The following is a 25,464-nucleotide window of genomic DNA, read 5'->3' on the forward strand; positions in this document are numbered from 1 at the left end:
TTGGACACGATGTCGAACATTAAAGCTCTGATTAAACGCAGTCTGCCAGCGACTTGGTTACGTGCGGTGCAAATTGCCCGCAACCCCTATCCCTATCGCAGCTATATGGATCAGCACCAGTGTATTTTTATTCATATCCCCAAGGCTGCCGGAACCAGTGTGTTATCTGCAATGATGGGTGGCAACGAAAACCCTGATAGGGATCATACTGGCTATAAAACCTATCTTGAGGCGAATCCGGGTAAGTTTGATCGCTATTTCAAGTTCACATTTGTCAGGGATCCATGGGATCGATTGATCTCGGTTTATACCTACCTCAAAGGGGGGGGCAATGGTGGTTCAGACCGCTACTTTCAGCAATTAATTGCAGATCGCTACCCAACATTTGCTGAATTTGTGCTGGGCTATCTGGATAAAGACCGTATTCATCAACATATCCTATTGCGCCCACAGTTTTTGTTTGTGGTTGACCACAAAGATCAGTTAATGGTCGATTATGTTGGCCGCTTTGAATCTATTGCTGATGATTTTTCTAAGGTCAGTCAACAGCTCAAACTAGGCGTCAGTCTGCCGCAGGTCAATCGTTCGGCACGTAAAGATAAATCCGCATACTTGGTGAGCCAGGAGGTAATTGACAAGATTGGCCAGCTATATTCAAGAGACGTGGCGCAGTTCGGTTACTGCGCTCCCTTGCTAAAAGAGTAGCATCAGAAGGGATCGATGATGAAAGGTAGAGAGATATCCGACCAACGTTTTCAAGTCGATGCCCTTGATGGATTACGTGGCATCGCAGTGCTGCTCGTCATATTCAGTCACACCAGTAATGCTGGCCAACGATTAGCGAGTTGGCTGGATTTTTCCGGTATTGGTAAAAGCGGTGTGTTTCTGTTTTTTATGCTGAGTGCCTTTTTGCTCACTTATCCATTCATAGCGTCTGAAGCTAAGAGTTTAAGCCGTTTTAAATTGGCTAATTATTTTGTTCGACGTTTCTGCCGGATCTATCCCCTCTATTTCTTGTACCTTTTGGCTGCGGTGATTAGTACAGCGCTTATAGCTTGGTGGTTGGAGCCAGACAAGCCTTTTGGCATACCGCTTTCGATGGACTGGGTCGGTATGTGGCGCCACCTAACCTTGCAGGAAGGTAAAGGGGTGACCTGGAGTATTGCCGTGGAGTTTCAATTTTACTTCGTATTACCCATTGTCGTGGCAGTCTGGGTGCTGGCGTTTAATAAGCGGCTTGGGCCCTGCGCTTTGGTGATTGGCGTTGCCATTGCTGGTTGTTACCTGCTTTGGCCTCCTGCTGAGACCGTGGGCAATGATGTGCGGTTAGGCCCATATCTATCGGTATTTTTACTCGGTAGCCTACTCGCATTATGTCACTACCATTGGCGACGCACTGAGTGGTGTCAGTCATTCATTGCACAATGGTTGCTTGAAGGTGCGGCAGTCATTGCTGTGATGCTTGCGGTTGCCACTATTCCTGCATTCTACAACTGGTTGTTTGGGCAAGCCGTACCAAGAAACTATTTCCACCACGCTTTTATTCCCTATGCTTTGATTTGGGGCGGACTTCTGTTTGGGGTGCTCAATGGTCGGGGTTACTTACGCCGTATTTTAGAGTGGCACCCGTTGCGGGTGATGGGTTTTATTAGCTTTAGTGCTTATCTCATTCACCCCACCTGTGTGGGGGTCTTTGCTCAGATAAATCGGCTCTGGTCACTGCCGGGCTGGCTCCAGGTGAGCGGTGTGTTGGCACTAACTGTCGCGATCTCTATGCTCTCTTTTCGGTTAATTGAAGCCCCTTCGGCACGCATTAGGCTGCAGCAAAAAGCTGCTTAAACAGAGCCATAATTCGCAAAAGTCTAATGTAACTGTAAAGTCTTTTGACGTTAGAGGAAATAAAGCGATTCCGTGTCTAAACTTCAGATGTTACAGAATAGATGAATGCCCAAAATTTGATGGGAGGGCACATGAAATTGTTCCAGCAAGTGGGAGCTTTGTTAGCGGTTCTGTTGATGGCAGGTTGTGCAACGACAGAGACACTGGAACCGACAGCAAGCGGTGACGGCCCGACCGGTAGTGCAGAAGCGGAAGTGTGGGAAAATCTAGAGGGTAGATCGCTAGGGGACTTATACAGTTCACCTAATTTCCCTGATTCTCCAACCAGAGTGATTAATGTTCCTGAATTAAAAGTAAAAAATGGTTACAGCAAATATGCGGTTAGAGTGAGAGCTTATCTCTATCCGCCAGAAACGGGTGAATACCTATTTAAGATTAACGCACCAGATGCAGGTGAATTTTGGCTGTCGACGGACGACAGTAGCACGGGTAAGCGTAAGCTCATTCAAGTGCCTGATCCGAACGTCTCTGGCAGTAATGTTGAGGCGAAACGTCCGGTTTATTTAGAAGAGGGAAAGCGTTATTACATCGAAATACTGAATAAAGGGGATACCAGTTCTGACCAGATAAATACTCGTTGGCAGCTACCTAGTACCCCGGGAAAGTGGAGCGCGGTAAACCTGATCTCTCCATTTGTTCCTGAACTAGATAGTGGCCCCTCTGAAGAGTTTATGCTTGGTTTTCGTGCTGGATATAGTGAAGGTTTTGGCGATTCTAGTACCGGCTTAGATTATGACGATAGTTACCCTCCCGCTGATTCCGATTACGATGGTGTCCCTGACAAATGGGAACTGATGTTTGGTTATGATCCGAATGACTATTTTGACATGGGTTATGATGATGACGGCGATGGCCTGTCAGGTTATGAGGAGTATATATACGGAACAAGTCCTCTTAATGCAGATAGTAATGGCGATGGTAAATCTGATGGTCAGCATGTCGCAGACGGTACTGACCCGTTAGAAGGTGGGTGGGAGCAACCCCCGGAAGTAACAGATCCGCCAGACCCAACAGATCCAACTGATCCCCCAAAACAGACAGAGCCGACGGAACCCACTGAACCGACAGAGCCATTGCCTCCTGCTGAGGGTGGAGATGGTTCGATGTTAGTGACTTGGGTTGCACCTGAAACTCGGGCAGATGACGAAGCTCTTTCACCTAATGATATTAAGAAGTTTGTCATTCATTATGGTATTTCGCCGGATGTGTTGATGCATAGCGTGACAGTTGAAGGGGATAAACGAAGTCACACCATTTCAGATCTGTCCCCAGGTCTCTATTACGTATCTATTACTGTCTATGATAAAGATGATGTGGCTAGCGAGCCTTCCCCGTTGCAGCCCTATAATGTCTATTAAGTGACACTGTTCGTAAAGAAGCCGCCTTTTAGGCGGCTTCTTTACTTGTAATCCTCGGTCGATTTCGCGAATATCGGTTTAGATTTTTTGTATTTGCACTGGTGCGTAGATTGTTGCATTGGACGCAGGAGTTAATGAATGGAAAAGAAGCACCTCTTGATTGTTGGGGCGCCTCGCTCCGGAACAACTATGTTGGCATCGATGATCGGTGCCCATCCAGATATAGCCGTTGCTATCGAGACCAGTGATATGGCGTTTTGTCGCATCGTGGGTAAAGCGGTTGTTGGTAATAAACTGTGTATTCCGAATCAACTAGATTTCGCTGAGCAACTTGGTTTTAACCGGCGTTACCGTTGGCGGCGCATGTTGCGTAGTGTCTGGCAAACGGTAACATTGAGCGATACTCCTCCTGATGAGTTCTTTGCTGGCTCAGCATACCCCTTGGAAAAATATTTGGCGCTGCCGAACTTACACGTAATAGGTATTATTCGTCATGCCGATGATGTGATCTCTTCGATGTTAAAGCGCGGTGGTATTACGGAAGAGAAAGCCCGTCACCGTTGGAGCAGGGCGATTGAGATCATGTCTGCTCTCAACGATAAAGCTGAACATAATTTGATCATCGATTATAACGAATTATTGTTTTCGCCTGGAAAACAGATGGATCGGGTTGCCGAGTTTCTCGGACAAGAGCCGTCCGCATCAATGGCAGAAGGGTATCTGGCCAATCCTATCTACCCTGACCAAAAGGGTATCGATACCTCAAAAGCACGGGACATGCATAGTGGATCCAAGTTTGGTATAGATAGTAAAAGCCCCAACGTTTGGCGAAAATTTCTTAATCTGCACAAATTGTCGGCTGACTAACGCTGGCTGTTGCAACAAAAAGCCCATTATCTTGTTGATAGATAATGGGCTTTTTTATTTGATGCGGTCGCTTGATGGTGACTGTGCGCCTGGTTAGCGGGCACCTTTCTTAAATAGAACGACTTCCACTGTTTGGATAAAGATAAAGATATCCAACAGGAAACTTCGGTGCTTGACGTAGTAAAGGTCGTATTTCAGCTTCTCTAACGCATCTTCTTCGCTGGCTCCATATGGATAGCAGAGTTGCGCCCATCCAGTGAGTCCAGGTTTGACCGTATGACGTTCAGAGTAGTATGGAAGTTTTTCTGCCAGCTGATCGACAAACTCTGGGCGTTCAGGTCGCGGGCCTACAAACCCCATTTCACCTTTTAATACATTGAAAAGCTGGGGTAACTCATCCAGTCGATATTTACGGATCACTTCACCAACACGCGTCACGCGATCATCGTTTTTCTTCGCCCACTGTGCACCGTTTGATTCGGCGTCAGAACGCATACTGCGGAATTTAATAATATTAAACGGATTGCCCCCTAAGCCGATCCGCTCTTGGCGGTAAAGTATGCTGCCACCACGGCGTCCATCTTCTAACCAAATCGCCAATGCGGTGCCTAACATCAGAGGCCAGCAAAAGAACATTAAGATGATGGCTAAGCCGGTATTGAGTATCCAGTCTAATTGCGAACGCAGATTATCTGCGGGCTTAAAACCGTTGGAATATATCATCCAGGATGGATAGATAAGATTGACAGCAATCTGCCCGGTTTCTCGTTCGATGAAGGAGAGTATGTCTGTGATCTCTACGCCTCGAAGCTTACACTCAAACAGCTCTCTGACTGGCAGCTGTTGCCGCCTTTCGTCACAAGCAACAATGATCTCGTCGACAGATTGTTCACGGATGTAGTCAACCAACGGGGTATTGGCATCAATGTACAATGTACTGGATATCTGCTCCGCTTTGTCTCCTGGCATTGGCATATAGCCACAAACGAAGAAGTTTCTGCGGTCGACTTTGCGTCGCATCCGCTTTTCGATAATGGAAGCTCGTTCGCCAGCGCCTAGCACAAGAATGCGACGACGGAACACACCGAGTCCTGGAATTTTTGGCACAAGTAAGCGAAATAAACCGATTAAGCCGATAGAAAGCAATGACGCTAGCAGTATTCTCGAAGGACTAGGTACCAGTTCTGGTAACACAGCATTAATGGCGGCGAGCAGGGCAAAAGCCAATATCATCGCCAAGCCAATTCTTCTCAATACGCCACGGGTATGCTCGCGAAGACGTGGGTTATATAAACCCATTGCGAAGGTCGATAACATACCAACGGCTGCAAATGTTATGAACTCTGCAGACGAGGCCGCGCCTAAATTGACACTGTTTTCAGATTGAAGTGTCGCCAGCCAAGGCTCTGAAAGCACACACAGGTGCAAAGCGACCAATAACAGGAAGCTCTCTACTACGACCAGAACGAAAACGCCATGGCCACCACTCTTTAAGTCGGGTGTCATTTATTACATCCAATGTAGATAATTGTCTCCACGCGAAATGCAATTCTATAGCGTTTGATGGTCATACTCCAACCCGCGTCAGTATATTGTCATAGCGCGCAGCTATATAAGTGGTTATCAGTTTGATAAACATGGGGAAAAGTTCTTATAACGTTTTACTTTAGCGTTCTATAATGATAGCTGCAATGTGTCAAAATGTTGTATAACAAGTTAAGATGTTTGTAATCGTCTGCACTGGTGTGGTGCCTAATCATAGTATTGGTATGCAAATCAAATTGTTATAAGGATGTTAAAGGTATGGGGGCAGTAAAACAGGATGTCAAAATAGCTATCGTCGGTCTTGGCTATGTTGGTTTACCCTTGGCAGTCGCTTTTAGTCGTTACTTTCCTACCTTAGGATTTGATGTCAGTGCGACCCGGATTGAACAGCTTAAGAGTGGCGTTGATGTCACTCAAGAAGTTGAGTCGTCAGAATTACTTGATAGCGTTAATCTCAACTTTAGTGCGGATCCCACTGCACTCGCGGATGCTAATTTCTATATCGTCTGCGTACCAACCCCTGTTAACCAGCATAAACACCCCGATATGAGTCTGTTGGTTGCTGCGTCCAATATGGTGGGTGGTGTCTTATCTAGAGATGATGTGGTTATCTACGAGTCGACAGTCTACCCTGGGGCAACGGAAGAGATCTGTGTACCGATTCTTGAACAAACTTCAGGCCTCACGTTTAATACTGATTTCTATGTCGGTTATTCGCCAGAGCGGATTAATCCTGGTGATAAAGAGCATGGTGTCACTGATATTTTGAAGGTTACCTCAGGTTCAACGCCTGAAGCGGCAGAATTTATTGACTCGGTCTATAGTCAAGTAATTACAGCTGGGACACATTTAGCGCCTTCTATCAAAGTGGCGGAGGCTGCCAAAGTTATTGAGAACACTCAACGTGATATCAATATTGCCTTGATGAATGAGTTGGCTCAGATTTTTAAGCGGGTTGGCATCGATACCCAGGACGTATTGGCGGCCGCCGCGACAAAATGGAATTTTCTGCCGTTTAAGCCTGGATTAGTGGGCGGGCACTGTATCGGCGTAGACCCTTATTACCTGACGCATAAAGCTCAGGAGCTAGGTTATCACCCAGAAGTTATTTTGGCGGGACGACGTATCAATGATGGTATGGGTGCCTATGTTGCGAAAGAAGTGATGTCGCTGATGGCTGGCAAAGGCATTGAAATTGTGTCCGCCAAGGTGTTAGTGATGGGCTTTACTTTTAAAGAGAATTGTCCTGACATTAGGAACACTCGGGTAATCGATGTCGTTAACAAGCTGCTTAACTTCAACATGGAAGTTGACGTGTATGATCCATGGGCAGATGCTGATGAGATCGCCAAAGAGTATGGTATCTCAGCGATAACCACACCAGACTCGAATCGTTACGATGCAGTTATTTTAGCGGTGGGGCATAGAGAGTTTATCGCTATGTCGGCCGAGCAAATAGAAGCACTGGGGAAATCTCAATGCGTTATTTACGATGTTAAATCAGCATTGCCACAGGGGCTTGCTGATGGACGTCTATGAAACAGAGTAAGGAGACTTTGAGATGCTAAAAAGAAGTTTGTGGTTACTGATCGTTTTGGGCTTAACTCAGTTCGGCTGCAGTAGTTCCAGCGATAACCAGGTGCTGTCTCACGCAACAGTCCAACCGTCGATGACAACAGATCCGAGTGACTATCAGTACCTGATAGGTGCAGGTGATTCACTGTCGATCTTTGTTTGGGGCAACCCAGATATATCGGGGCCTGTCACCGTGCGCCCTGATGGTAAAATCACCACCTCTCTGGCTGAAGATTTAGATGCTGCAGGAAAAACCCCCTTCGCATTAGCGCGAGAAATTGAAAAGTCGTTGAAAACTTTTATTCGTGAACCGCGTGTCACAGTCTCTGTCGGTGGCTTTGTTGGCCCATTTAGCGAGCAGATCCGAGTGATTGGCGAAGCTGCTAATCCACGCGCAATTAACTATCGCAAGCATATGACTTTGCTTGATGTGATGATTGAAGTGGGTGGCCTAACAACTTACGCCGCAGGTAACCGTGCCACCTTGGTACGCGTGCAGGGCGGGACTCAGCAGACCTTCTCTGTTCATTTAGATGACTTGGTGCGTGATGGCGATATTTCGGCTAATGCTGATGTATTGCCTGGTGATGTGATCATCATCCCCGAAGCTTGGTTTTAGTCCACATAATTAGGTAGGAATGCAGTAATGCAGGATGCATTAGAACTGATTCAAGAGAAGTTGTTTGCTGTGTGGCAAAGAAAGCTGTTTGCTTTGCTGCTGGTTTGGCCAATCTGTATTGGTGGCTGGATATATGTTAGCAACATGCCGGATGTTTATGACGCACGTGCGCGTATCTACGTTGATACGGAGACTGTTTTGAAGCCTTTATTAGAAGGGTTAACGGTAGAAGCAGACGTTGATACGCAAGTACGTTTGATGTTCAAGAATATTCTTAGTCGTTCCAATTTGGAAAAAGTGGCGCGACTGTCAGACATGGATCTATTGGCGAACGACGAAGATCAATTCGATGCGCTAATCGCTCAGCTTCAGCGAGATATTAAAACCATCAAGTTGGATAAAAAGCAGAATCTTTACACCTTGATTTATCAAAATCAGGATCCGCGAATGGCCAAGGCGGTGGTTGAATCGACGATTAATGTTTTTATGGAAGATATTCTTGGCGAAACTCGGATTGAGTCACAACAGGCGCAGCAGTTTCTCGATAAACAGCTGGAAGAGTATGAGCGTCGCTTGGTCGAGGAAGATAGAAAACTCGCTGATTTTAAACGTCAAAATTCAGGGCTGTTGCCCGGTGAGTCGGGTGGCTACTACAACCGTTTAGAAGCCGAAAAACGCGAGCTGCAAGATGCGACGTTAGCTTTACGTCAGAAAGAGAGTCAGTTGGCCAATGCAAAACAGACTTTGCGGGACTACGAAACGCAAATGCGTGCTGGTTCTGGCGCTGGCCAAGCGTTTACCTCCAAGTATGATCAACGTATTGAGTCTTTACAGCAGCGACTAGACGACCTTTCACTGCGTTATACCGAACAACACCCTGATATTATTGAAACTACCCGCTTGCTTGAACAACTTGAAAGGCAGCGAACTGAAGAGTTGCAGAATTCAGCGATGGTTCCATCGGCACAAAGCAGTGGTGATATGGGGTATTACCAGCAGCTACAGCTATTGGTGACCACACTGGAGTCTGAAGCTGTATCGATGCGGATCCAGGTCAGTACATACGACGCGCGAGTGAAAGATCTAGAGCAACTGGTTTATAAAGTTCCAGAAGTTGAAGCTAATTTACTGGCATTGCGACGTGGTTACGAAATTACTCGCCAAAAGTATGAAGAGCTATTAAGTCGTAAAGAGACCGCTGCATTGGGGCAGCGAGCCGGCGAACAAGCGGATGCGCTTAAATTTAGAGTGATCGATCAAGCTAAAGTATCACCGAAACCGGTAGGGCCGAAGCGACCTGTACTTTATACCATGGTACTCGCAGCCGGCTTCTTAATTGCGATTGGCGTGCCTATCGTGTTAGGTGAGCTTAACCCAAGAGTCTACAGCGCGAGCAGTATAGTAGAGCTAACCGGTATCCCTTTGTTAGGTCAGGTGTCCGATCTTGATCCTTCGACCCAGTCTCTTTCTGGCCGACTGCAGGCGGCCGGTGTGGGCTTGAGTGCAGTGATACTGTTATTTATTTATGGCGCAATTATGTTTACCCAAATAGCTTCACAATCTCCGGTGGCATCGAGATTAAAACAGATGGCAGAGGGGGTGCTGTAATGGGGATCATCGAGCGAGCGCTTGAAAAGAAAGCGCAGCAGCAAAACAAATCTGTTTCTGATGAGCAGCCTGTCAACGAAGGTATCGTCAGCGATCCATTGTTGCAAAAACAGCAAAGCCCAGCAGATCAAACGTTGCCGACTATCTCCTCAGAAGATCAGCAGCCAATTGCAGAAACGGACAGAGAGTTTGAACAGCAAGCTGTGCAGATTGATATGGATCGTTTACGTGATAAAGGCATGCTAGTGCCCGATCTCGAGCGAAACAGGATCAAAGAGGAGTATCGGGTTATTAAGCGTCGCTTGTTAAATACGGCGTTCAATGTCGCAGGTCCCTTGGCTGATAACGCTAATTTGGTGATGGTCACCAGCGCTAACCCGTCTGAAGGCAAAAGCTTTAATGCGATCAATTTGGCGATGAGTATTGCCCATGAGCAAGACCGCACCGTGTTGTTGGTGGATGCTGATGTGGTTAAGCCCTCTTTAACCAAAGAATTAGGTATAGAGCCTCGTCCTGGATTAGTTGAATATCTGTTAGGCAAGGTCGAAGATATTGGTGATGTTATCTGTAATACCAATATCCCGCGCTTGAAAATTATTCAAGCAGGACAGAGCCACCACCTGACGAGTGAGCTGCTCGCGAGTGACAAAATGAGAGCTTTAGTATCTGAGTTGGGTGCTCGTTATCCTGATCGTTTGGTCTTGTTTGATTCACCTCCTTTGCTGGGGGTTACCGAGGCTCATGCGATGGCGCAGCTAGCCGGACAAACAGTCTTGGTCGTTTCACAAGGCCGCACTTTGAAGAAAGATGTGCAGGCATGCATCCCCCTGCTGAATCCAGATAGTGCTGTTGGCTTATTGATGAATAGAGCCAAACCCAAGGATAAAAAGTATTATGCCTATGGATATTACAACGGTTAAGTGGCCGCTATTCTTACTGTTAACGACCAGTTCTTTGTCACTCAATGCTGCGGAATGGCAGACGGTGCCAAAGATCTATGTTGAAGAGATGTACAGCAGTAACATTGAGCGACAACGGTCAGATGAAACAGAAAGCTTTGTCACTGAAGTCAGCCCGGGTTTTGCACTGCAGGGTTTGGGTGCCAATTTCACCGCAGCGTTAAATTACGCGCTTACGGGGATCTATTACACCGACGATAGTGATGCTAAAACTTCTTACCACAAAGCTCATGGCAACTTGGCATATTCCCCTTGGCGTCCAGTGACCCTCTATTCTACGGCTAGCTATGATCAAGCGATAACTAACTTGGATCGTGGTTTGTCCAACGATATTGTCTCTAGGCAGGGTAATGTCTCTGATCGACAGCAGTTGGTGGTAGGAACTCGTTACTCGAATCAGCACGCCGGCTGGATGGTTGTTGATAGTGATGTTAGCTATCGCTGGGTTAAAGCCGATGATACTGGACCCGATAGTTTTGATAATACTGAGAGCCACACTATCCAATTTAATACTACCCAAGGCGATCGTTGGGATCGGATTTTTTGGGTAGGACAGTACGATGACATGCGTGAATCTTCCGACAGTGAACCATCGTTGCATACCCGGTATGGAAAAGCGCAGCTGGGATATTTTGTTTGGCAGCACCTCGGCGTATATGCCCGCTATAGCTATGATGACAATCAATATTCCAGTGTTGCCGATAATGATCAGACGTTAAAAAGCTATGGCGGAGGGATCCGCTTTTCCACCGGTCCGAAGCTTGTTGTCGACCTTGGTTATAACAGTGTGATTGATGGCGATGAATCGGATTATTGGAATGCCAGTGTCAACTGGAATCCAACGCAACTTACCTCATTTTATGCCGATTATGATCGGAGATTCTATGGCGAAAGTTACGCCTTAAGCTTATCCCATGGCACGAGAAAGCTGCAAAATTCCATCCAATACAAAGAGTCGGTAACGACGTTCAGCCAGTCTGGCAACGGCAGTATCGATGCCGATCTATGGTGCCCGCTTGGTGGCGGAGGCAGTTTAAATGATTGTTCTTTTGCACAGCCTAATCAACCGCCCCCCCCAGGACAGGAAGTCGTCAGCGAATCTTTACCTTACAGCTCGGTAAACAATCAGGCCTATCTAAATAAAATGTGGGTGTGGACAACAACATTACGCCTGCAAAAAAATACGTTGTTGTTTAATACTTACTACTCTAAGCGAGAGTACGGAGAGCAAGAGCCTGCTCGTTCAGATGAGAAAACTGGCGGTGCAAGTTTAACCCTTGATACCCGGTTGAACGAACGCTCGAGCTTGGACAACCGAATTGTTTACCGTCGCTTTGAACGGGATACAGAGTCTGGTGACGACACCGAATGGTCTATACGCAGCGCTTACATTCGTCAGCTTTGGCCGAGTACATCGGCAAATGTCGCCGCGGAATATAACACGCGCGATAGCTATAATGGTGGTACTGATTATGACGAATTTCGCTTACTCGCGGGCATTCGAAGCCAATTTTAGGTGATTAGATGTACGAACATTTTTATGGCTTCAGCGAGAAACCATTTCAGCTGACCCCGGATCCAAGGTTTTTCTTTGCCAGTGATAGTCATCAACGTGCGATGTCATATCTTCGCTACGGCTTGTCGCAGGGTGAAGGCTTCATTGTTGTTACTGGGCCAATCGGTACTGGGAAATCGACGCTTGTCCGCAATCTTCTGTCTGAGCTAAGTGATAACCGAGTTGTTGCTGCACAGCTGGTTTCTACCAATCTAGCGCCGGGAGATCTCTTACAACTCGTTGCTGATGCCTTTGGTGTTCAGGGAGATTTTCCGACTAAAGCGGGATTGCTGAAAGCGATTGAGCAGTTCCTTTCCGGAATATATCGGCGGGGACAGCGTGCCTTGCTGGTGGTGGATGAGGCTCAGAATCTGCCTGCTGAGACGGTTGAAGAGTTGCGTATGTTGTCCAATTTCCAACGCAACAATAAGCCGCTATTTCAATCGTTTTTGTTAGGGCAAGAGGAGCTTAAGCAAACGATAGAATCGCCGGGGATGGAACAATTTAGGCAGCGAGTGATAGCTAGTTGTCACTTGGAGGCTCTATCGGAATCGGAGCTGGTTGACTACATAGAACATCGCCTTAGCCGAGTCGGTTGGCAGGGGTGTCCCAAAATTTCTGAACAGGCCATGTTGGCAATCCATGAGGCGACGGCGGGCATTCCGCGTCGTGTGAACTTGTTCTGTGACCGGCTGCTGTTATTTGGCTACCTCGAAGAGTTGGCCGATTTTGATTTGGAAACAGTGCAAGCCGTGGCAAAGGATCTTTATCAAGAGCCTGCCGCGAAGAAGGAGTTAAGCGAACCCGTAGCCGATCAGCCTATGGCTGCCGCTTCCTCTGCTAATAACCCGGTCGCTGGAATTGCGGCTTCACCTTATGTGACGGCGCGGGATGTAGACAAGGTGGCGAATATTGCCACGGTGGCACATTATCTTGACCAGCAATTGGTGGAGAAAGTGGCATTGCTGAGGCAATTAGATGAGCAAATTGCTGCTAAGCGAGAGCAATTGGAGCTGCTGAATGCCAGTGCAGAGGTATCCTCTTCACCCCCAGAAGAGGAAAACGTGACAGTGCTTAAACCCGCTGGTGAAATGCCTGAAGTGAGTACCGATTAACTCAGTTATTTTCGGCTTTTTGTCTGGCTAGCAGAGGACGCTTTGCCGGAGCCGCCACCGCCTGGTGTGTGGATAATCAAAGTGTCCCCTTGATTCACTTGTAGCTGGCAGCATCCTGGCAGGCTGCGATGATTGCCACTGTTAGTGATGAGTTCGTTGCGTCCAATAGCCCCCTCTTCACCGCCATTTAGCCCTTTGGGCGCCACTCGCCTGTGGTTGCCAAGCAGTGAGAGAGTCATTGGCTGCAGAAAGCAGAGCTTACGGGTGGCACCATTCCCGCCTCGATAGATACCGTTGCCGCCGGAGTTTTGTCTAATTGAAAACGCTTCAAGACGGACAGGGTAACGGGACTCGAGTATTTCAGGATCCGTCAATCGCGAGTTTGTCATATGGCTGTGTATGGCATCTGTGCCGGAGAATGACAACCCTGCTCCGGAACCACCACATAAAGTTTCATAGTATTGAAACTCACTATTGCCAAAGGTGAGGTTATTCATCGTGCCTTGGCTTTCCGCCTGCACGCCGAGCGCCCCCAAAATAGCATCAGTGATACATTGAGATGTTTCGACGTTACCGGCCACTACTGCGGCGGGCCAGCGTGGTGACAACACTGAGCGTTCAGGAAGGATAATTTTAAGCGGCTTAAGGCAGCCGACATTGAGCGGAATAGGTGCGTCGACTAATGAGCGAAAAACGTAGAGCACCACTGCTTTTGTGATGGCGGTTGGTGCGTTGAAATTACCTGGCTGCTGTTCGCTGCTACCGCTGAAATCTAAAACGGCTTGCCCCAGTTTTTGATCAACCGTGATCGCTACTGAGATAACTGCGCCATTGTCCATTTCCACTTGGTAAGCGCCATTGCGCAGTTTGCCTATAGCCTTTCTTACACACTGCTCGGCATAGTTCTGCACATGCCTCATATAGGCTGCCACCGCAGGTTCACCAAAGTGGTTTAGTGTTCGGGTCAGCTCCTTGATTCCGCGCTGATTTGCGGCCAGTTGTGCCTTGAGATCTGCGAGGTTTTGCAGCGGCGTTCGTGCAGGGTATTTTCCTTGCGATAGAGCTGTTAAGAGGGCATCACTTGCCAGCACACCTTGACTGACCAACTTGAAGTTTTCAAATAGGATCCCCTCTTGCTCAATATGAGAGCTTTCGGCTGGCATTGATCCTGGAGTGGTACCGCCGATGTCAGCATGGTGGCCACGACTGGCGACGAAGAATTGGATCTTGTCGCCCCGCTGATTAAACAGCGGCGTGACCACTGTGATATCGGGGAGATGGGTGCCACCGTGGTAGGGGCTGTTAAGCATGATGCTATCACCTGGCTTAAGTCGCCCATGATTCTGCGCAATGACACTGCGAACGCTTTCACTCATCGAGCCTAGGTGTACTGGCATGTGCGGAGCATTAGCCACCAGATCACCATGACTATCAAACACGGCACAGGAAAAATCGAGACGTTCCTTAATGTTCACCGAGCTGGCGGTTTGTTGTAGCGTTGTCCCCATCTGTTCCGCGATGTGCATGAACAGGCTGTTGAACAGTTCTAGCATGATGGGATCAGGGCTGGCGCTGGTATCGATATCCTCATTTTTAGCCAATTGCACTACCCGCTCAAGGATCAGACCGTCATCATTGCTGACGCGGGCTTGCCATCCGGGCTCAATCACCACTGTAGTGGCCGGCTCCAAAATAATCGCAGGACCGGCAAGTGTGGCGCCTGAACTGAGTCCTGTTCGCTCGTAGAAGGGGACTTGCTGCCATATGCCATCCATAAACACTGAACGCGTGGTGATAGCGCAAGGCTGGGTACGGGTCAATGAGCATGGGGAATCGTCAGCACTAGGCTGTGAGGCGTGTTGCCGGTTTGCGGCTGAGGCTTCTACTTGCACCCCGCTAATGATTAACGGCGAGTCCTGAGTGAAGCCAAATTGCTGCTGGTGTTTGTGGCGAAAGGCGGCAGTCATGCTGTCTGCATCCGCCAACTCAATTTCGATCTGGGTGTCTGACCCTTGGTAACGTAGATTGACGCTGTTGCGACATGAGACATCTGCAGCGGCGATGTGCTGGCGCGTGAGTGCGGTAATGGCTTCTTCGACTTGGTGATGAAATAACGCTTGCAGCGCTTCTTGATTGAAGTCGTCCAAGGGGCGTTCGATAGTTTGCTGTTGTATGTGGCTGACGCTTGCCAAACCCATCCCGTAGGCGGACAACACCCCAGATAGGCGATGCACAAATACGGAGCGGATACCTAGTTGATCTGCGACCAAGCAAGCATGCTGTGCGCCGGCGCCACCAAAGCAGGCGAGCGTAAACTGCCCTACGTCATGTCCCTGTTGCGTGGATATCTTCTTAATGGCGTTAGCCATGTGATTTACGGCAAGCCGTAACATGCCTGACGCTATCTGTTCTGGACGGGAAGCTGAGTCCTTGGCTGCCGAGACTTGATTTGCCAAGCGTTGAAAATCTTTTTTTACCTGGTTGATATCTAGTGCTTGCTGGCCATCTTTGCCGAATAAAGCAGGAAAGAAGTCGGGTTGGATTTTTCCCAACAAGACATTAATGTCTGTAACCGTGAGGGGGCCACCATTACGATAACAGGCTGGGCCGGGATAGGCGCCCGCAGATGCCGGACCAACGGTGAGTCGTGCCCCATCGAAAGCGAGTATAGAGCCGCCACCAGCCGCCACCGTATGGATTTTCATCATAGGAGCACGCATTCGCACCCCGGCTACTTCAGTTTCGAAACTACGCTGATACTCACCATTAAACAGTGAGACATCGGTACTGGTGCCACCCATGTCAAAGCCGATGATCTGATTAAAACCTGCCTTTCTTGCGGTCTCCACCATCCCTACGACGCCGCCTGCAGGCCCTGAAAGTATCGCGTCTTTACCTTGAAAACTGTGGGCGTCGGTCAGTCCGCCGCTACTTTGCATGAACTGCAATGGGCAGTGACCCAACGCTTTTTCGATACGATCGACATAGCGGCGAAGAATGGGAGAGAGGTATGCATCAACAACCGTTGTGTCGCCACGACCAATCAATTTTATCAGTGGACTGACCTGATGTGAGACCGAGATCTGCGTGAAGCCTACCTGCTGAGCTACCGCGGCAATCTGCTGTTCGTGATCTGGGTAGCGATAGGCGTGCATCAATGCGATGGCGACTGCTCGTATACCTTGTTGGTAAAGCGCTGTTAATTGCGCAAACACTCTTTTTGTATTGAGTGGACAAACTAGTTCGCCATTAGCAGCGACACGTTCTTCAACTTCGGCCACCTGCTGATAGAGGGCGGCTGGACGCTTTATTTGTAATGAAAACAGGTCTGCGCGGTGCTGGTAACCGATCTTGAGCGCATCAGCGAACCCTTGAGTAATGAGCAGTGCGGTCGCTTCGCCTTTACGTTCTAACAGTGCATTGGTGGCAACGGTGGTGCCCATTTTGACGGCATCAATAGCGACACCTTGCAGTTGGTGCAGCGCTGTTAAACCCAGTAGATCTAGGATCCCCTGCAGCGCAGCATCTTCATATTGGGTGGGGTTTTCTGACAGCAACTTGTGTTGGTGATTATTGCCATGGGGATCAAGGGCGACAATATCCGTAAATGTGCCGCCGCGATCGATCCAAAATTGCCAGCCGTTTGCGTGCATAAGTAATCTAACGGCTACTTGCTAAGGTTTGCTAAGGAAGTTGACCAAGTCCGCAAAGGGCATTGGTCTGGCGTAGAGGAAGCCTTGTGCTTCATCGCAACCAATCTGGCGCATATGTGCCGCTTGAGCTTCGGTTTCTACGCCTTCACACACCGTCGTTAGCTTCAACTTCTTACCTAGTGCAACGATGGTTTCGGCAATGATAGCTCCTTGAGCATCATCGACAGCAGTGACGAAGGCGCGGTCGATTTTAATCCGGTCTAATGGCAGTTGTTGCAGATAACTGAGCGAAGAAAAGCCTGTACCAAAGTCATCAATAGAGACTTTGACGCCTGCGGCTCTGAGTTTTCCAAGGGTGTCGATGACTACGGCTGGGTCATCCATCACCACACTTTCGGTGATCTCTAATTCTAGACATGCCGGAGCCATCTCTAGTTGCGCTAAGGTATTAATTACCGAATCGAGAAAACCAACGCTACGGAATTGCTGCATGGAGACGTTAACGCCAACAGTGAGTTCTTCGAATCCCTGTTCCTGCAGCTCTTTTAGTTGCCGCAGCGATTCCTCCAATACCCAAGCACCGATATCAACAATCAGGCCTGAATACTCTGCTAACGGGATAAACACAGCGGGTGAAATATAGCCGCCTTCGCCATCAGGCCAGCGCAGCAGCGCTTCCATGCCTGAGACTTTCAGATTAGCTAAGGAAAGTTGTGGCTGATACCAGACCTGCAATCGGCGTTCAGAAAAATCATGCCGCAGTGAGCGGATCATATTCAGGCGATCAGAGGTCGATGATTCGAGAGACTGCTCATAGTAGGCATATTTCTCACTCAGATTCTTTTTCGCTAAGTTGAGTGCAATATAGACCTGCTTGAGTAGGTCAAGTCCTCGGCCGGATGCTTGTGGCTGGCAGCAAAAGCCCATGGCGGCTTTAATTGGCAGCATATGTTCGCCAGCATGGAATGGATGATTGAACACTGACAATAAGCGATCGGGTGTCACTATCTGTTCACTACCGATAATGCCAAACACATCTGAGCTGACACGGGCGACAGTGCAGCTCTCGCCCAAGGTTTGCGATAGTCTTTCTGCCACAGCTTTGAGCAGTTGGTTGCCCGCTTCTTGTCCTAAGCCGTCGTTAATATCGGAAAATTGGTTGAGATCGACCAGCGCAACCACTTGGTCTTTACCCGCGGTGGTGATAAAGCCGTCCAAGCATTGAATAAAGCCGGCACGATTAGGCAGTCGGGTCAGCTCGTCAGTATAGGCTGCATGTTGCAGGCGCTGGAACAGGCTGACGTTTTCATATCCGACCCCAATGTTGCCGAGAAACACTTCCAAAAGGTTGCGGTCGATTTGTGCCAGCGGACGTGCGGAATCGATATAAATAGCGGCTTCGTAGTCGCTACTGGCGATAAATAATGCGGTATCGTCTTGTTCGTATTGATGGGCTTTTTCGTTTAAACAGCTTTCTACCAAATTGGCGATATGCTGGCTTGGGAGATCTTGCAGTGGCTGATTAACGAAGGGAGCAAAATCGCCAGCAGCACCTAAGACATAAATACTATTATCTGGTGTATCTTCTTCACTGCTGAATTGACCGCGCCGCGCGCACAACACACCTTCTGGCTCAACACCTAGCACCGAGGCAAGTTGGGTCAGTACGCCTTCCGCGAAGCCCTTCATTGCATGGTGTTCCATCAAATTGGCACTGGATTTGATAATCATCTCCAGGCCGCGACGACTTTGGTTGAGCATTCTTATCTGATGATAGGAACGCACAGCAGTGATAATGGAGGTGACTAAGCGATTGCGGGTGAGCTCGGTTTTGGTCTTGTAATCATTGATATCATAATCTTTGATCACTTGCTCTTCCGGTGCGTAACCCGGTTGTCCGGTACGCAGAATGATACGTACCTCATCTTGTTTTAAATCATCGCGTATATAGCGAGCAAGCTGCAGGCCGGCATCGTCATTTTCCATTACTACGTCAAGCAGCACGATAGCGATATCTTGTTCATGCTGGAGCAGTTCTTTGGCTTCATCGGCGGAATAGGCGTGCAGAAACGCAATGTCTCGGTCAAAAATGGTGAGACCATTGAGGGCGAGCTGAGTGACGGCATGTATCTCATGATCGTCATCGACGATTAGAATACGCCATTTTTCCAGTTCAGGGCCGTCTGAACCAACTAACTCTTCATCATCTGCGAAGAACAGTAGCTCATCATTATCCATTTCCTGATTATCTGCGGTCATATAGCCTGATGACACCCTTTGTACTTCAGAAGACAATCTTTTTTACGCTGATAAGTTAAGTATCAACATCTTGTACCATTTAACAATAGTCATAAGGTAAAACCTAGGCACAAATAACAATGTTCAGCGACACAAGGTTCGCAACTGTGCATTAAATCGCAGTCTAACGCCTCAATGGCGTGTTTCTCCGTTTTCCGTTTGGTCTTTAACCATAGCGTGTTTCTTCGTTTTCATCCTCTCCGTTGCGCTAAACAAACGTAGGGATCAAACTTTATGGTTGGCTGGGGGAAGGTAGGAAACTGTTGTTCATCGACGGGGGTAGCCGGTGGCCATAAAAAAAGCCACTTATCTCCCCTTTAGTTAGGCCCTGTCGGAGATAAGTGGCAACCTGGAGCTGGTTTCTTTAACGAAGAAATCTTTAGGCGCTTTCGGCCTCTTTATCTGGTTTGCTGGCGGTGAGAGGAGTGACTTTCTTTGCCGCCTCTTCCGCTTTGTAGACATGTTGGTAAACGTGATTGGTGGCTTCAATAAAGCCATCTACACTGCCGCAGTCAAATCGGGTGCCGCGGAATTTGTACGCCAGTACACAACCATCTTTTGCCTGTTTAAGAATGGCGTCGGTCAATTGTACCTCGCCATTTTTACCGGGGGGGGTCTCTTTAATCAGGTCAAAAATATCGGGTGTTAGTATGTAGCGACCAATAATGGCTAAGTTGGACGGTGCATCTTCGGGGGCTGGCTTCTCTACCATATCTTCAACACGGAACAAGCCATCTTTCATCTCGGTACCTTTGATGACACCGTACTTGTAGGTTTCATCCATCGGCACTTCTTCGATGGCGACAATAGAGCAACGGAACTGGCGATACAGTTTCACCATCTGGCTCAAAACGCCATCGTCTTCGCCAAGACAGAGATCATCGGCCAATACCACCGCAAACGGTTCATTACCTACCAAGGTTTCTCCGGAAAGAATGGCATGGCCAAGCCCTTTCATGTGGTTCTGGCGGGTGTAGGAAAAATCGGTGGTTTCGATCAGCGTGCGTATATCAGTAAGAAATGCTTCCTTCGATGTACCGGCGATCTCATTTTCGAGCTCATAACTGATATCGAAATGATCAGCGATAGCGCGCTTGCCTCGTCCGGTGACGAAGCCTATTTGATCCAGACCAGCGTCAACGGCTTCCTCAACACCGTATTGCACCAACGGCTTGTTCACGACGGGGAGCATCTCTTTTGGCATTGATTTGGTTACCGGTAAAAAGCGTGTGCCGTAGCCCGCCACCGGAAATAAACATTTGCGTATCATATGTGACACTCCTGAAACTAAACTTTGTGATAAAGACACAGCAAACAGGATGCCAAGTTAAAATATTTTTATGATTGGCACAGCGAATGCTATGTCTATACGGTGTTTTCACAGGGATTGAGGATATCTACCTCTGACCGCTAAAGGGTGAAGAATAGAAGCCAACTTGCACCAGGATTTGATACTAAAGGGGTAAGTTTGCACCATGATAGAGCAATCTCAGGAGGTGAACCGATGGCAGATCAGCGAACATTGGCGACGTTGTCAGAGATCTTGTCCCAACGTTTACAGCGGATCTATGGCAGTGACGATTGCTTAGCAAAGCTGATGCTTAAGATTGAGGCGCGAACGGCAGCGTACCAAAGGACGAGAAAAGGGCGATGGGATGAGTCAGATATTATTCTTATCACCTATGGCGATAGCTTATTGCAAGAGGGTAAGCGGCCGCTGCAGGTATTGAATCAATTTCTGCGTCAGCATTTAGCCGACACTTTCTCTGCCGTGCATATCTTACCGTTTTTTCCCTACAGCTCAGATGATGGTTTTTCAGTGATCGACTATCGGGCTGTGAACTATAAGCTCGGTACTTGGGACGACGTTGCTCAGATTGCGCAGTCTTTCGACTTGATGGCGGATCTGGTGTGTAACCATACCTCCCGTCAGAGCCTTTGGTTCATTGATTTCATTAATGGTGAGGGGGAAGGCAAGGAGTTTTTTGTCGAGTCGGATCCTGATGCTGATTACAGCTCGGTGATTCGGCCCAGAACCAGCCCGCTAATAGTGGATGTTTATACCCGTCAAGGGGTGAAGCATGTCTGGGCCACTTTCAGTGATGATCAGATCGATCTGAATTTTGCTAATCCAGATGTACTGATCGAGATGATCGATATCTTGCTTGAGTATATCGTCAAGGGGTCTCGTTACATTCGCCTCGATGCCGTGGCCTTTTTATGGAAAACCCTAGGCAGTAAATGTGTTCACCTACCCGAAACCCATGAAGTGGTGAAGCTGATGCGGGATATCTTCCGTTGGTTGGATCCAGGGCTGGTTCTTATCACGGAAACTAACGTGCCTCACGAAGAGAATATTAGCTATTTTGGCAGTGGCGATGAGGCTCAGATGGTGTACAACTTTGCTTTGCCACCGCTGATCCTACACGGCTTGAACCGTGGCAATGCCAGCTATCTCACGCGCTGGGCGCGATCGTTACCTGCTTTTCCTGCCGGTTGCTGCTTTCTAAATTTCACCGCTTCCCATGATGGTATTGGTGTCCGGGCGGTGGAAGGGATCATTCCTAAGCATGAAATAACCGATTTGATTGAATCTGTGCATCAGTTCGGTGGCTTTGTCAGTATGAAAGCTAACGGTGATGGTACAAAGAGTCCGTATGAACTGAACATATCGTTATTTGAAGCGCTTCAGGGAACGCGGAATGGGCCAGACACTTTTCAGATCTCGCGATTCTTGTGTGCGCAAACCATTATGCTATCGCTGCAAGGGATCCCTGCCCTATATATCCATAGTTTGACTGCAACACCTAACGATTTGGAGCAGGTCGAGCTAACGGGAAGGACACGTTCAATTAACCGCCATAAATGGCAAAGTGATGAGTTAAACGGGCTATTGTGCGATCCGGCCAGTGACCAGTCGCGGATTTTTTCAGCACTCACTGAGATCATTAAGATCCGGCGCAGTCATCATGCGTTTAGCCCCGACGCTTCTCAGGAAGCATTGGTGTTATCAGATACCTTGTTTGCCATTATCCGCTGTGATCCGCACTCCGGGGAGCAGATCCTTTGTATACATAACCTAACAGCCTACCCCCATGAGGTGCATGGCATTGAAAAAATACCGCAGCAATTCACTGCCGCGGGTTGTGATGAGTTGTTAACGGGAAAAACAGTGGCGCTGCATGAATTCGAATTGGCACCGTACCAATGTGCTTGGTTGGTGCCTTGTGTGGAATAGCTGAACGATTACGATTGCTTCATAAAAAAACGCCCGCAATATGCGGGCGTTCTAATTAGCGCCGTGTGAGTGTTTATCGCTTAGCTGTTGTCTGCTTCTACTGCATCGTAGAGGCGGTCAAGAAAATCAGGAACGGCACTGGTGATCCGGTTCCAGCTGGGGATAAACGGTGTTGCTGATGGATTGTCGAGGAATGCTTCGCCCGCTTCGGTTATGCACTTGGCAAACAATTCTACCGCTTCCTCTTCTGCATGGCGATCCAAGGTCAAGCCATTGATCTTGGCATCGTTGTAATAGTTTTCGATAAAGTCGAGTGCCGACCTAAAGTAGGTGGCCTTCAGGCTACGAAACGCGCCAGAATTAAACACATGTCCTTGCGTGGCCAGCTTGCGCATCATCGCTTTTGCAATATCTGTTGCCATTTTTGCCAGTCCGGCATCATGGTTGTCGATGGAGAGATCTTGATGCTTGTGATCATACACATCGGCGATATCGACTTGGCACAATCGGTTCGTATTGTAGTTACGATAGACTTCTGAGAGTACACCGATTTCCAGTCCCCAATCGCTTGGGATGCGGAGCTCGCGTAGCACATCCGCCTGCATTGAGAACTCCCCAGCAAGGGCGTAACGGAAGCTATCCAGGTACTCCAGATAGTCGTCGTAACCACAGATTTTTTTCAACGCTTTGATCAGTGGGGTGACCAACAGGCGGCAGACACGACCATTGAGCTTGCCATCGGACCAACGTGAGTAGTAGCCCTTACAAAATTCATAGTTGAATGATGGGTTGGCCACTGGATAGATCAAACGTGCGAGCATCTCCCGCTGATAGGTGACGATATCGCAATCGTGCAGTGCTACAGCCTTACCGCGACCGGAAGCGAGTACATAGCCAAAGCAATACCAGACGTTACGTCCTTTACCTGGCTGCTCCGGGGCTAAGCCTTTGTCGACCAGTAGCTGATCTAACGCGCGCAGCCTTGGTCCATCGTTCCATAGGATCCTATGGTGTTGTGGTAGACGGGAAAAGTACTCCTTGGCATGTTCAAACTCCTCTTTTGAGGCGCGGTCGAGACCAATAACCACTTCATTGAGGTAGGTAGCTCCTTTGAGCTCCTCGACAATATTGTCCAATGCCGGCGCTTGAAGCTCCGAATAAAGAGACGGCAATACCAGTGACATAGGGCGTTGACGAGAGAAGCTGGCCAGCTCCTGCTCTAACTCATCCAGTGGCCGCTGTGTGAGATTATGAAGTGTGGTCACCAGACCGTTCTGGTAAAAATCAGCCATGCATGAATTCCTTCTCAGGTAGTGAATTTATAATGTCTAATATCAGTGGATACATTACTGCGTCCCAGCCTTCAGGGCCTTGCTGGGATGCAAACTTTATCTGCTTGCCCACAGGGCTTAAGCGTTGATTTTTGGCATCGGGGATAACCACGCCAATGTCAGCACGTTCAAGCATGCATAGGTCATTTTGGCTGTCACCCAAGGCGACTGTGATCTGTTTGAACTGTGCATATTTTCTTGCGAAATGGGGTTGCAACCAATCCAGTGCAGTGCTTTTGTCTACGTGCCCCATCACATGCAAGAAGCGCCCACCTTTGAGTACTTTTAAGCCAAGGGGCTTGAGTTGCAGCTTTAACTGCGTCAATGCGGCATCACTGTCTTGCCATAACATCGGCTCACTGGCCTGTCGGCGTTTCGCCATCTGGGCATCCGCCAGAGGCAGTGAAGTACAATCTGCCACGTCGGCATCAGACATATCGGCAAAGCCGGTAAATTGATAGCCGTGCTGCTTGCGAAGTTGGTGCAGCACCTTAATGATGTTGCTGTAGTTGGGGCCTAGATTTTGGATGAAATAGCGCTGCTCACCAGCGTAAAGCTGGGTCGACAACATGCCGTCAAGCCAGACAAAATAATTTGCTGGTATACAGATGGCGCTGCCATTTTCGATGATAAATGGATGATGATTATCGAGCTGGTGGCGCAGGCTTATCACTTCCGAAAACGTTTTACTGGTATTAAGGAGCAGGGGGAAATTAGCGCTTGCCAGTAGTGCCAGAGAGCGTTGCGCAGCTGCAAAACTGTAATTGTGATGATCTAGCAGTGTGCCGTCTAGATCGCTATAGACGATCAGTTGGGCTTGGGGACTAACGATAAATCACCTCCTCATTAGCAAAGCATTTTGTTTATTTGCACCTTATCGATACCGTGGCTTTCGTTGAGGTGAAAACAGATGTCAGCCAAATCGGGTAAGGTTTTCAGTGCGTGATTAGTCAGTCGCTGATAATGCATCAGAAAACGAGCTAAGCTCTCTTCGTCCATCACGCCAGCCTGTTTTCCGGCTTTCGCCTGAAGCTGTTGTTCTTGCTGACCACGCCATTGTTTAACAGCGTTTAGGTCTGGCACTTTCAGCATTAATAGGGCGTCAATACGGGCGAATAGCGTTTGGTATGGTCCAGCTAATTGCTGATTAACATAGCGCCGCCACTGGCCATCAGCATCCTCTTCACGTTCGAGGGCGTTCATTGGGATCGCCAGAGAAGCTTCGCTTTGGGCGGGAGTGCCGACACACCAACCTTCAAAAATAACCAAGTCCACCGGGCCTTCACAGGTCTGCCAAGCTTCCATGGGATCGCAATCATCAACCGCTTTGTTAAAGCTGGGTAGATAGGTCGCTTCGTTCGCCCGTAACGTACGTAAACGGTTGAGTAGTTCGAGACCTGATGCCACATCATGGGTGCCAGGCACGCCGCGGGTTGCCAATAATGGGTGCTGATTGCGAGCTAATACATGACGGCTACGTTTACTGAGGTAGAGGTCATCAACGGAGAAGCCAACGGTACGCAGATCAAAACCCTGCTCCATCACCAGCTTGAGGAAATGGCACAAGGTTGACTTACCGCTACCCTGACCACCGTTGACACCAAAAACATAGCAAAGCTTGCCTTGGAGTAGGCGCTGACGAGAGATCCACTCACCTAACGGCAGATAGATTTGCGTGAGTAGCTCTCTGTAACTATCAGGCAACTGAAGTTGCTCACACAACTCGTTAAATGGCTGTGTGAGCTTATCAAGCAACGCTTGTTTGCGTTCCTCTGTCAGAGGAGTGTCTGGCCACAATGGTGATGCTGGCATCATCTTCCTTACAGTGCACCATTAAGGTGCGT

General features: G+C 48.4%; 18 protein-coding genes. 11 read left to right on the plus strand and 7 right to left on the minus strand.

Going from position 1 to position 25,464, the window contains the following annotated elements; translation table 11 throughout:
* Window positions 1-9: 9 nt before the first annotated feature.
* From EZV61_RS00275 to EZV61_RS00290, 4 genes are all read left to right on the plus strand, one after another.
* Window positions 10-705 carry a sulfotransferase family protein gene (locus EZV61_RS00275; RefSeq protein WP_131413948.1) on the plus strand — a complete coding sequence of 232 codons (696 nt, stop codon included), beginning with the start codon at window positions 10-12 and terminating at the stop codon, window positions 703-705.
* 15 nt (window positions 706-720) lie between these two features.
* Window positions 721-1,839: an acyltransferase family protein gene (locus EZV61_RS00280; protein ID WP_131413949.1), complete on the plus strand. Its 1,119-nt coding sequence runs from the start codon at window positions 721-723 to the stop codon at window positions 1,837-1,839.
* Between the two features lie 131 nt (window positions 1,840-1,970).
* Entirely contained in the window at window positions 1,971-3,257 is a 1,287-nt protein-coding gene (locus EZV61_RS00285; protein WP_165569487.1) for a PA14 domain-containing protein, read from the plus strand.
* Between the two features lie 138 nt (window positions 3,258-3,395).
* Entirely contained in the window at window positions 3,396-4,124 is a 729-nt protein-coding gene (locus tag EZV61_RS00290) for a sulfotransferase family protein (RefSeq protein WP_131413951.1), read from the plus strand.
* 93 nt (window positions 4,125-4,217) lie between these two features.
* On the opposite strand, the gene EZV61_RS00295 is transcribed toward EZV61_RS00290, so the two are convergent.
* A complete protein-coding gene (locus EZV61_RS00295; RefSeq protein WP_131413952.1) occupies window positions 4,218-5,630 on the minus strand; it encodes a TIGR03013 family XrtA/PEP-CTERM system glycosyltransferase in 1,413 nt (470 codons plus the stop codon).
* Between the two features lie 297 nt (window positions 5,631-5,927).
* Here EZV61_RS00295 and tviB point away from each other — a divergent pair, with 297 nt between their 5' ends.
* Genes tviB through EZV61_RS00325 form a run of 6 tightly spaced genes read left to right on the plus strand, consistent with a single transcriptional unit; the run spans window position 5,928 to window position 13,100 of the window.
* A complete protein-coding gene (tviB, locus tag EZV61_RS00300) occupies window positions 5,928-7,208 on the plus strand; it encodes a Vi polysaccharide biosynthesis UDP-N-acetylglucosamine C-6 dehydrogenase TviB (RefSeq protein ID WP_131413953.1) in 1,281 nt (426 codons plus the stop codon).
* 22 nt (window positions 7,209-7,230) lie between these two features.
* Window positions 7,231-7,863 (plus strand): XrtA/PEP-CTERM system exopolysaccharide export protein, encoded by a 633-nt coding sequence (locus EZV61_RS00305; RefSeq protein ID WP_130566113.1) that lies wholly within the window; start codon window positions 7,231-7,233, stop codon window positions 7,861-7,863.
* 27 nt (window positions 7,864-7,890) lie between these two features.
* Window positions 7,891-9,471 carry an XrtA system polysaccharide chain length determinant gene (locus tag EZV61_RS00310; protein ID WP_131413954.1) on the plus strand — a complete coding sequence of 527 codons (1,581 nt, stop codon included), beginning with the start codon at window positions 7,891-7,893 and terminating at the stop codon, window positions 9,469-9,471.
* Window positions 9,471-10,391, plus strand: coding sequence for an XrtA-associated tyrosine autokinase (locus tag EZV61_RS00315; RefSeq protein WP_131413955.1), 921 nt, complete (start codon window positions 9,471-9,473; stop codon window positions 10,389-10,391). The genes EZV61_RS00310 and EZV61_RS00315 overlap by 1 nt, the downstream gene beginning before the upstream one ends.
* Complete coding sequence (locus EZV61_RS00320) at window positions 10,366-11,946, plus strand: TIGR03016 family PEP-CTERM system-associated outer membrane protein (RefSeq protein WP_131413956.1); 1,581 nt, start codon at window positions 10,366-10,368, stop codon at window positions 11,944-11,946. Before EZV61_RS00315 ends, EZV61_RS00320 begins: the two co-directional genes overlap by 26 nt.
* An 8-nt stretch (window positions 11,947-11,954) precedes the next feature.
* On the plus strand, window positions 11,955-13,100 hold the full coding sequence (locus tag EZV61_RS00325; RefSeq protein ID WP_131413957.1) for an XrtA/PEP-CTERM system-associated ATPase: 1,146 nt from the start codon (window positions 11,955-11,957) through the stop codon (window positions 13,098-13,100).
* Between the two features lie 5 nt (window positions 13,101-13,105).
* Here the strand turns inward: EZV61_RS00325 and EZV61_RS00330 are convergent, their stop codons facing one another.
* The 3 genes from EZV61_RS00330 to galU form a co-directional block, all read right to left on the minus strand.
* Window positions 13,106-16,753 carry a hydantoinase B/oxoprolinase family protein gene (locus EZV61_RS00330; RefSeq protein ID WP_131413958.1) on the minus strand — a complete coding sequence of 1,216 codons (3,648 nt, stop codon included), beginning with the start codon at window positions 16,751-16,753 and terminating at the stop codon, window positions 13,106-13,108.
* Between the two features lie 21 nt (window positions 16,754-16,774).
* Window positions 16,775-19,012 carry a bifunctional diguanylate cyclase/phosphodiesterase gene (locus EZV61_RS00335; RefSeq protein WP_131413959.1) on the minus strand — a complete coding sequence of 746 codons (2,238 nt, stop codon included), beginning with the start codon at window positions 19,010-19,012 and terminating at the stop codon, window positions 16,775-16,777.
* Window positions 19,013-19,430: 418 nt separating this feature from the next.
* On the minus strand, window positions 19,431-20,321 hold the full coding sequence (galU, locus tag EZV61_RS00340) for a UTP--glucose-1-phosphate uridylyltransferase GalU (RefSeq protein WP_114339658.1): 891 nt from the start codon (window positions 20,319-20,321) through the stop codon (window positions 19,431-19,433).
* A 234-nt stretch (window positions 20,322-20,555) separates the two neighbouring features.
* Here galU and EZV61_RS00345 point away from each other — a divergent pair, with 234 nt between their 5' ends.
* A complete protein-coding gene (locus EZV61_RS00345; RefSeq protein ID WP_131413960.1) occupies window positions 20,556-22,289 on the plus strand; it encodes a sugar phosphorylase in 1,734 nt (577 codons plus the stop codon).
* An 80-nt stretch (window positions 22,290-22,369) separates the two neighbouring features.
* On the opposite strand, the gene EZV61_RS00350 is transcribed toward EZV61_RS00345, so the two are convergent.
* From EZV61_RS00350 to EZV61_RS00360, 3 genes are read right to left on the minus strand one after another with little or no spacing between them, the layout of a single operon-like run.
* Window positions 22,370-23,581: a glycosyltransferase family protein gene (locus tag EZV61_RS00350; protein ID WP_131413961.1), complete on the minus strand. Its 1,212-nt coding sequence runs from the start codon at window positions 23,579-23,581 to the stop codon at window positions 22,370-22,372.
* The gene (locus EZV61_RS00355) at window positions 23,574-24,452 is read right to left on the minus strand and encodes an HAD-IIB family hydrolase (protein ID WP_114339655.1); all 879 of its coding nucleotides are present in this window, start codon (window positions 24,450-24,452) and stop codon (window positions 23,574-23,576) included. Before EZV61_RS00355 ends, EZV61_RS00350 begins: the two co-directional genes overlap by 8 nt.
* Before the next feature lie 14 nt (window positions 24,453-24,466).
* The gene (locus tag EZV61_RS00360) at window positions 24,467-25,432 is read right to left on the minus strand and encodes a kinase (protein WP_205695288.1); all 966 of its coding nucleotides are present in this window, start codon (window positions 25,430-25,432) and stop codon (window positions 24,467-24,469) included.
* Window positions 25,433-25,464: the final 32 nt, after the last annotated feature.

The sequence above is a fragment of the Corallincola luteus genome (assembly GCF_004336975.1).
Taxonomy (GTDB): Bacteria; Pseudomonadota; Gammaproteobacteria; order Enterobacterales; family Neiellaceae; genus Corallincola; species Corallincola holothuriorum.

Coding starts and splice junctions, on each gene's coding strand:
- EZV61_RS00275 (WP_131413948.1), top strand. CDS start 10: ATGTCGAACATTAAAGCTCTGATTAAACGCAGTCTGCCAGCGACTTGG.
- EZV61_RS00280 (WP_131413949.1), top strand. CDS start 721: ATGATGAAAGGTAGAGAGATATCCGACCAACGTTTTCAAGTCGATGCC.
- EZV61_RS00285 (WP_165569487.1), top strand. CDS start 1,971: ATGAAATTGTTCCAGCAAGTGGGAGCTTTGTTAGCGGTTCTGTTGATG.
- EZV61_RS00290 (WP_131413951.1), top strand. CDS start 3,396: ATGGAAAAGAAGCACCTCTTGATTGTTGGGGCGCCTCGCTCCGGAACA.
- EZV61_RS00295 (WP_131413952.1), bottom strand. CDS start 5,630: ATGACACCCGACTTAAAGAGTGGTGGCCATGGCGTTTTCGTTCTGGTC.
- tviB (WP_131413953.1), top strand. CDS start 5,928: ATGGGGGCAGTAAAACAGGATGTCAAAATAGCTATCGTCGGTCTTGGC.
- EZV61_RS00305 (WP_130566113.1), top strand. CDS start 7,231: ATGCTAAAAAGAAGTTTGTGGTTACTGATCGTTTTGGGCTTAACTCAG.
- EZV61_RS00310 (WP_131413954.1), top strand. CDS start 7,891: ATGCAGGATGCATTAGAACTGATTCAAGAGAAGTTGTTTGCTGTGTGG.
- EZV61_RS00315 (WP_131413955.1), top strand. CDS start 9,471: ATGGGGATCATCGAGCGAGCGCTTGAAAAGAAAGCGCAGCAGCAAAAC.
- EZV61_RS00320 (WP_131413956.1), top strand. CDS start 10,366: ATGCCTATGGATATTACAACGGTTAAGTGGCCGCTATTCTTACTGTTA.
- EZV61_RS00325 (WP_131413957.1), top strand. CDS start 11,955: ATGTACGAACATTTTTATGGCTTCAGCGAGAAACCATTTCAGCTGACC.
- EZV61_RS00330 (WP_131413958.1), bottom strand. CDS start 16,753: ATGCACGCAAACGGCTGGCAATTTTGGATCGATCGCGGCGGCACATTT.
- EZV61_RS00335 (WP_131413959.1), bottom strand. CDS start 19,012: ATGACCGCAGATAATCAGGAAATGGATAATGATGAGCTACTGTTCTTC.
- galU (WP_114339658.1), bottom strand. CDS start 20,321: ATGATACGCAAATGTTTATTTCCGGTGGCGGGCTACGGCACACGCTTT.
- EZV61_RS00345 (WP_131413960.1), top strand. CDS start 20,556: ATGGCAGATCAGCGAACATTGGCGACGTTGTCAGAGATCTTGTCCCAA.
- EZV61_RS00350 (WP_131413961.1), bottom strand. CDS start 23,581: ATGGCTGATTTTTACCAGAACGGTCTGGTGACCACACTTCATAATCTC.
- EZV61_RS00360 (WP_205695288.1), bottom strand. CDS start 25,432: ATGCCAGCATCACCATTGTGGCCAGACACTCCTCTGACAGAGGAACGC.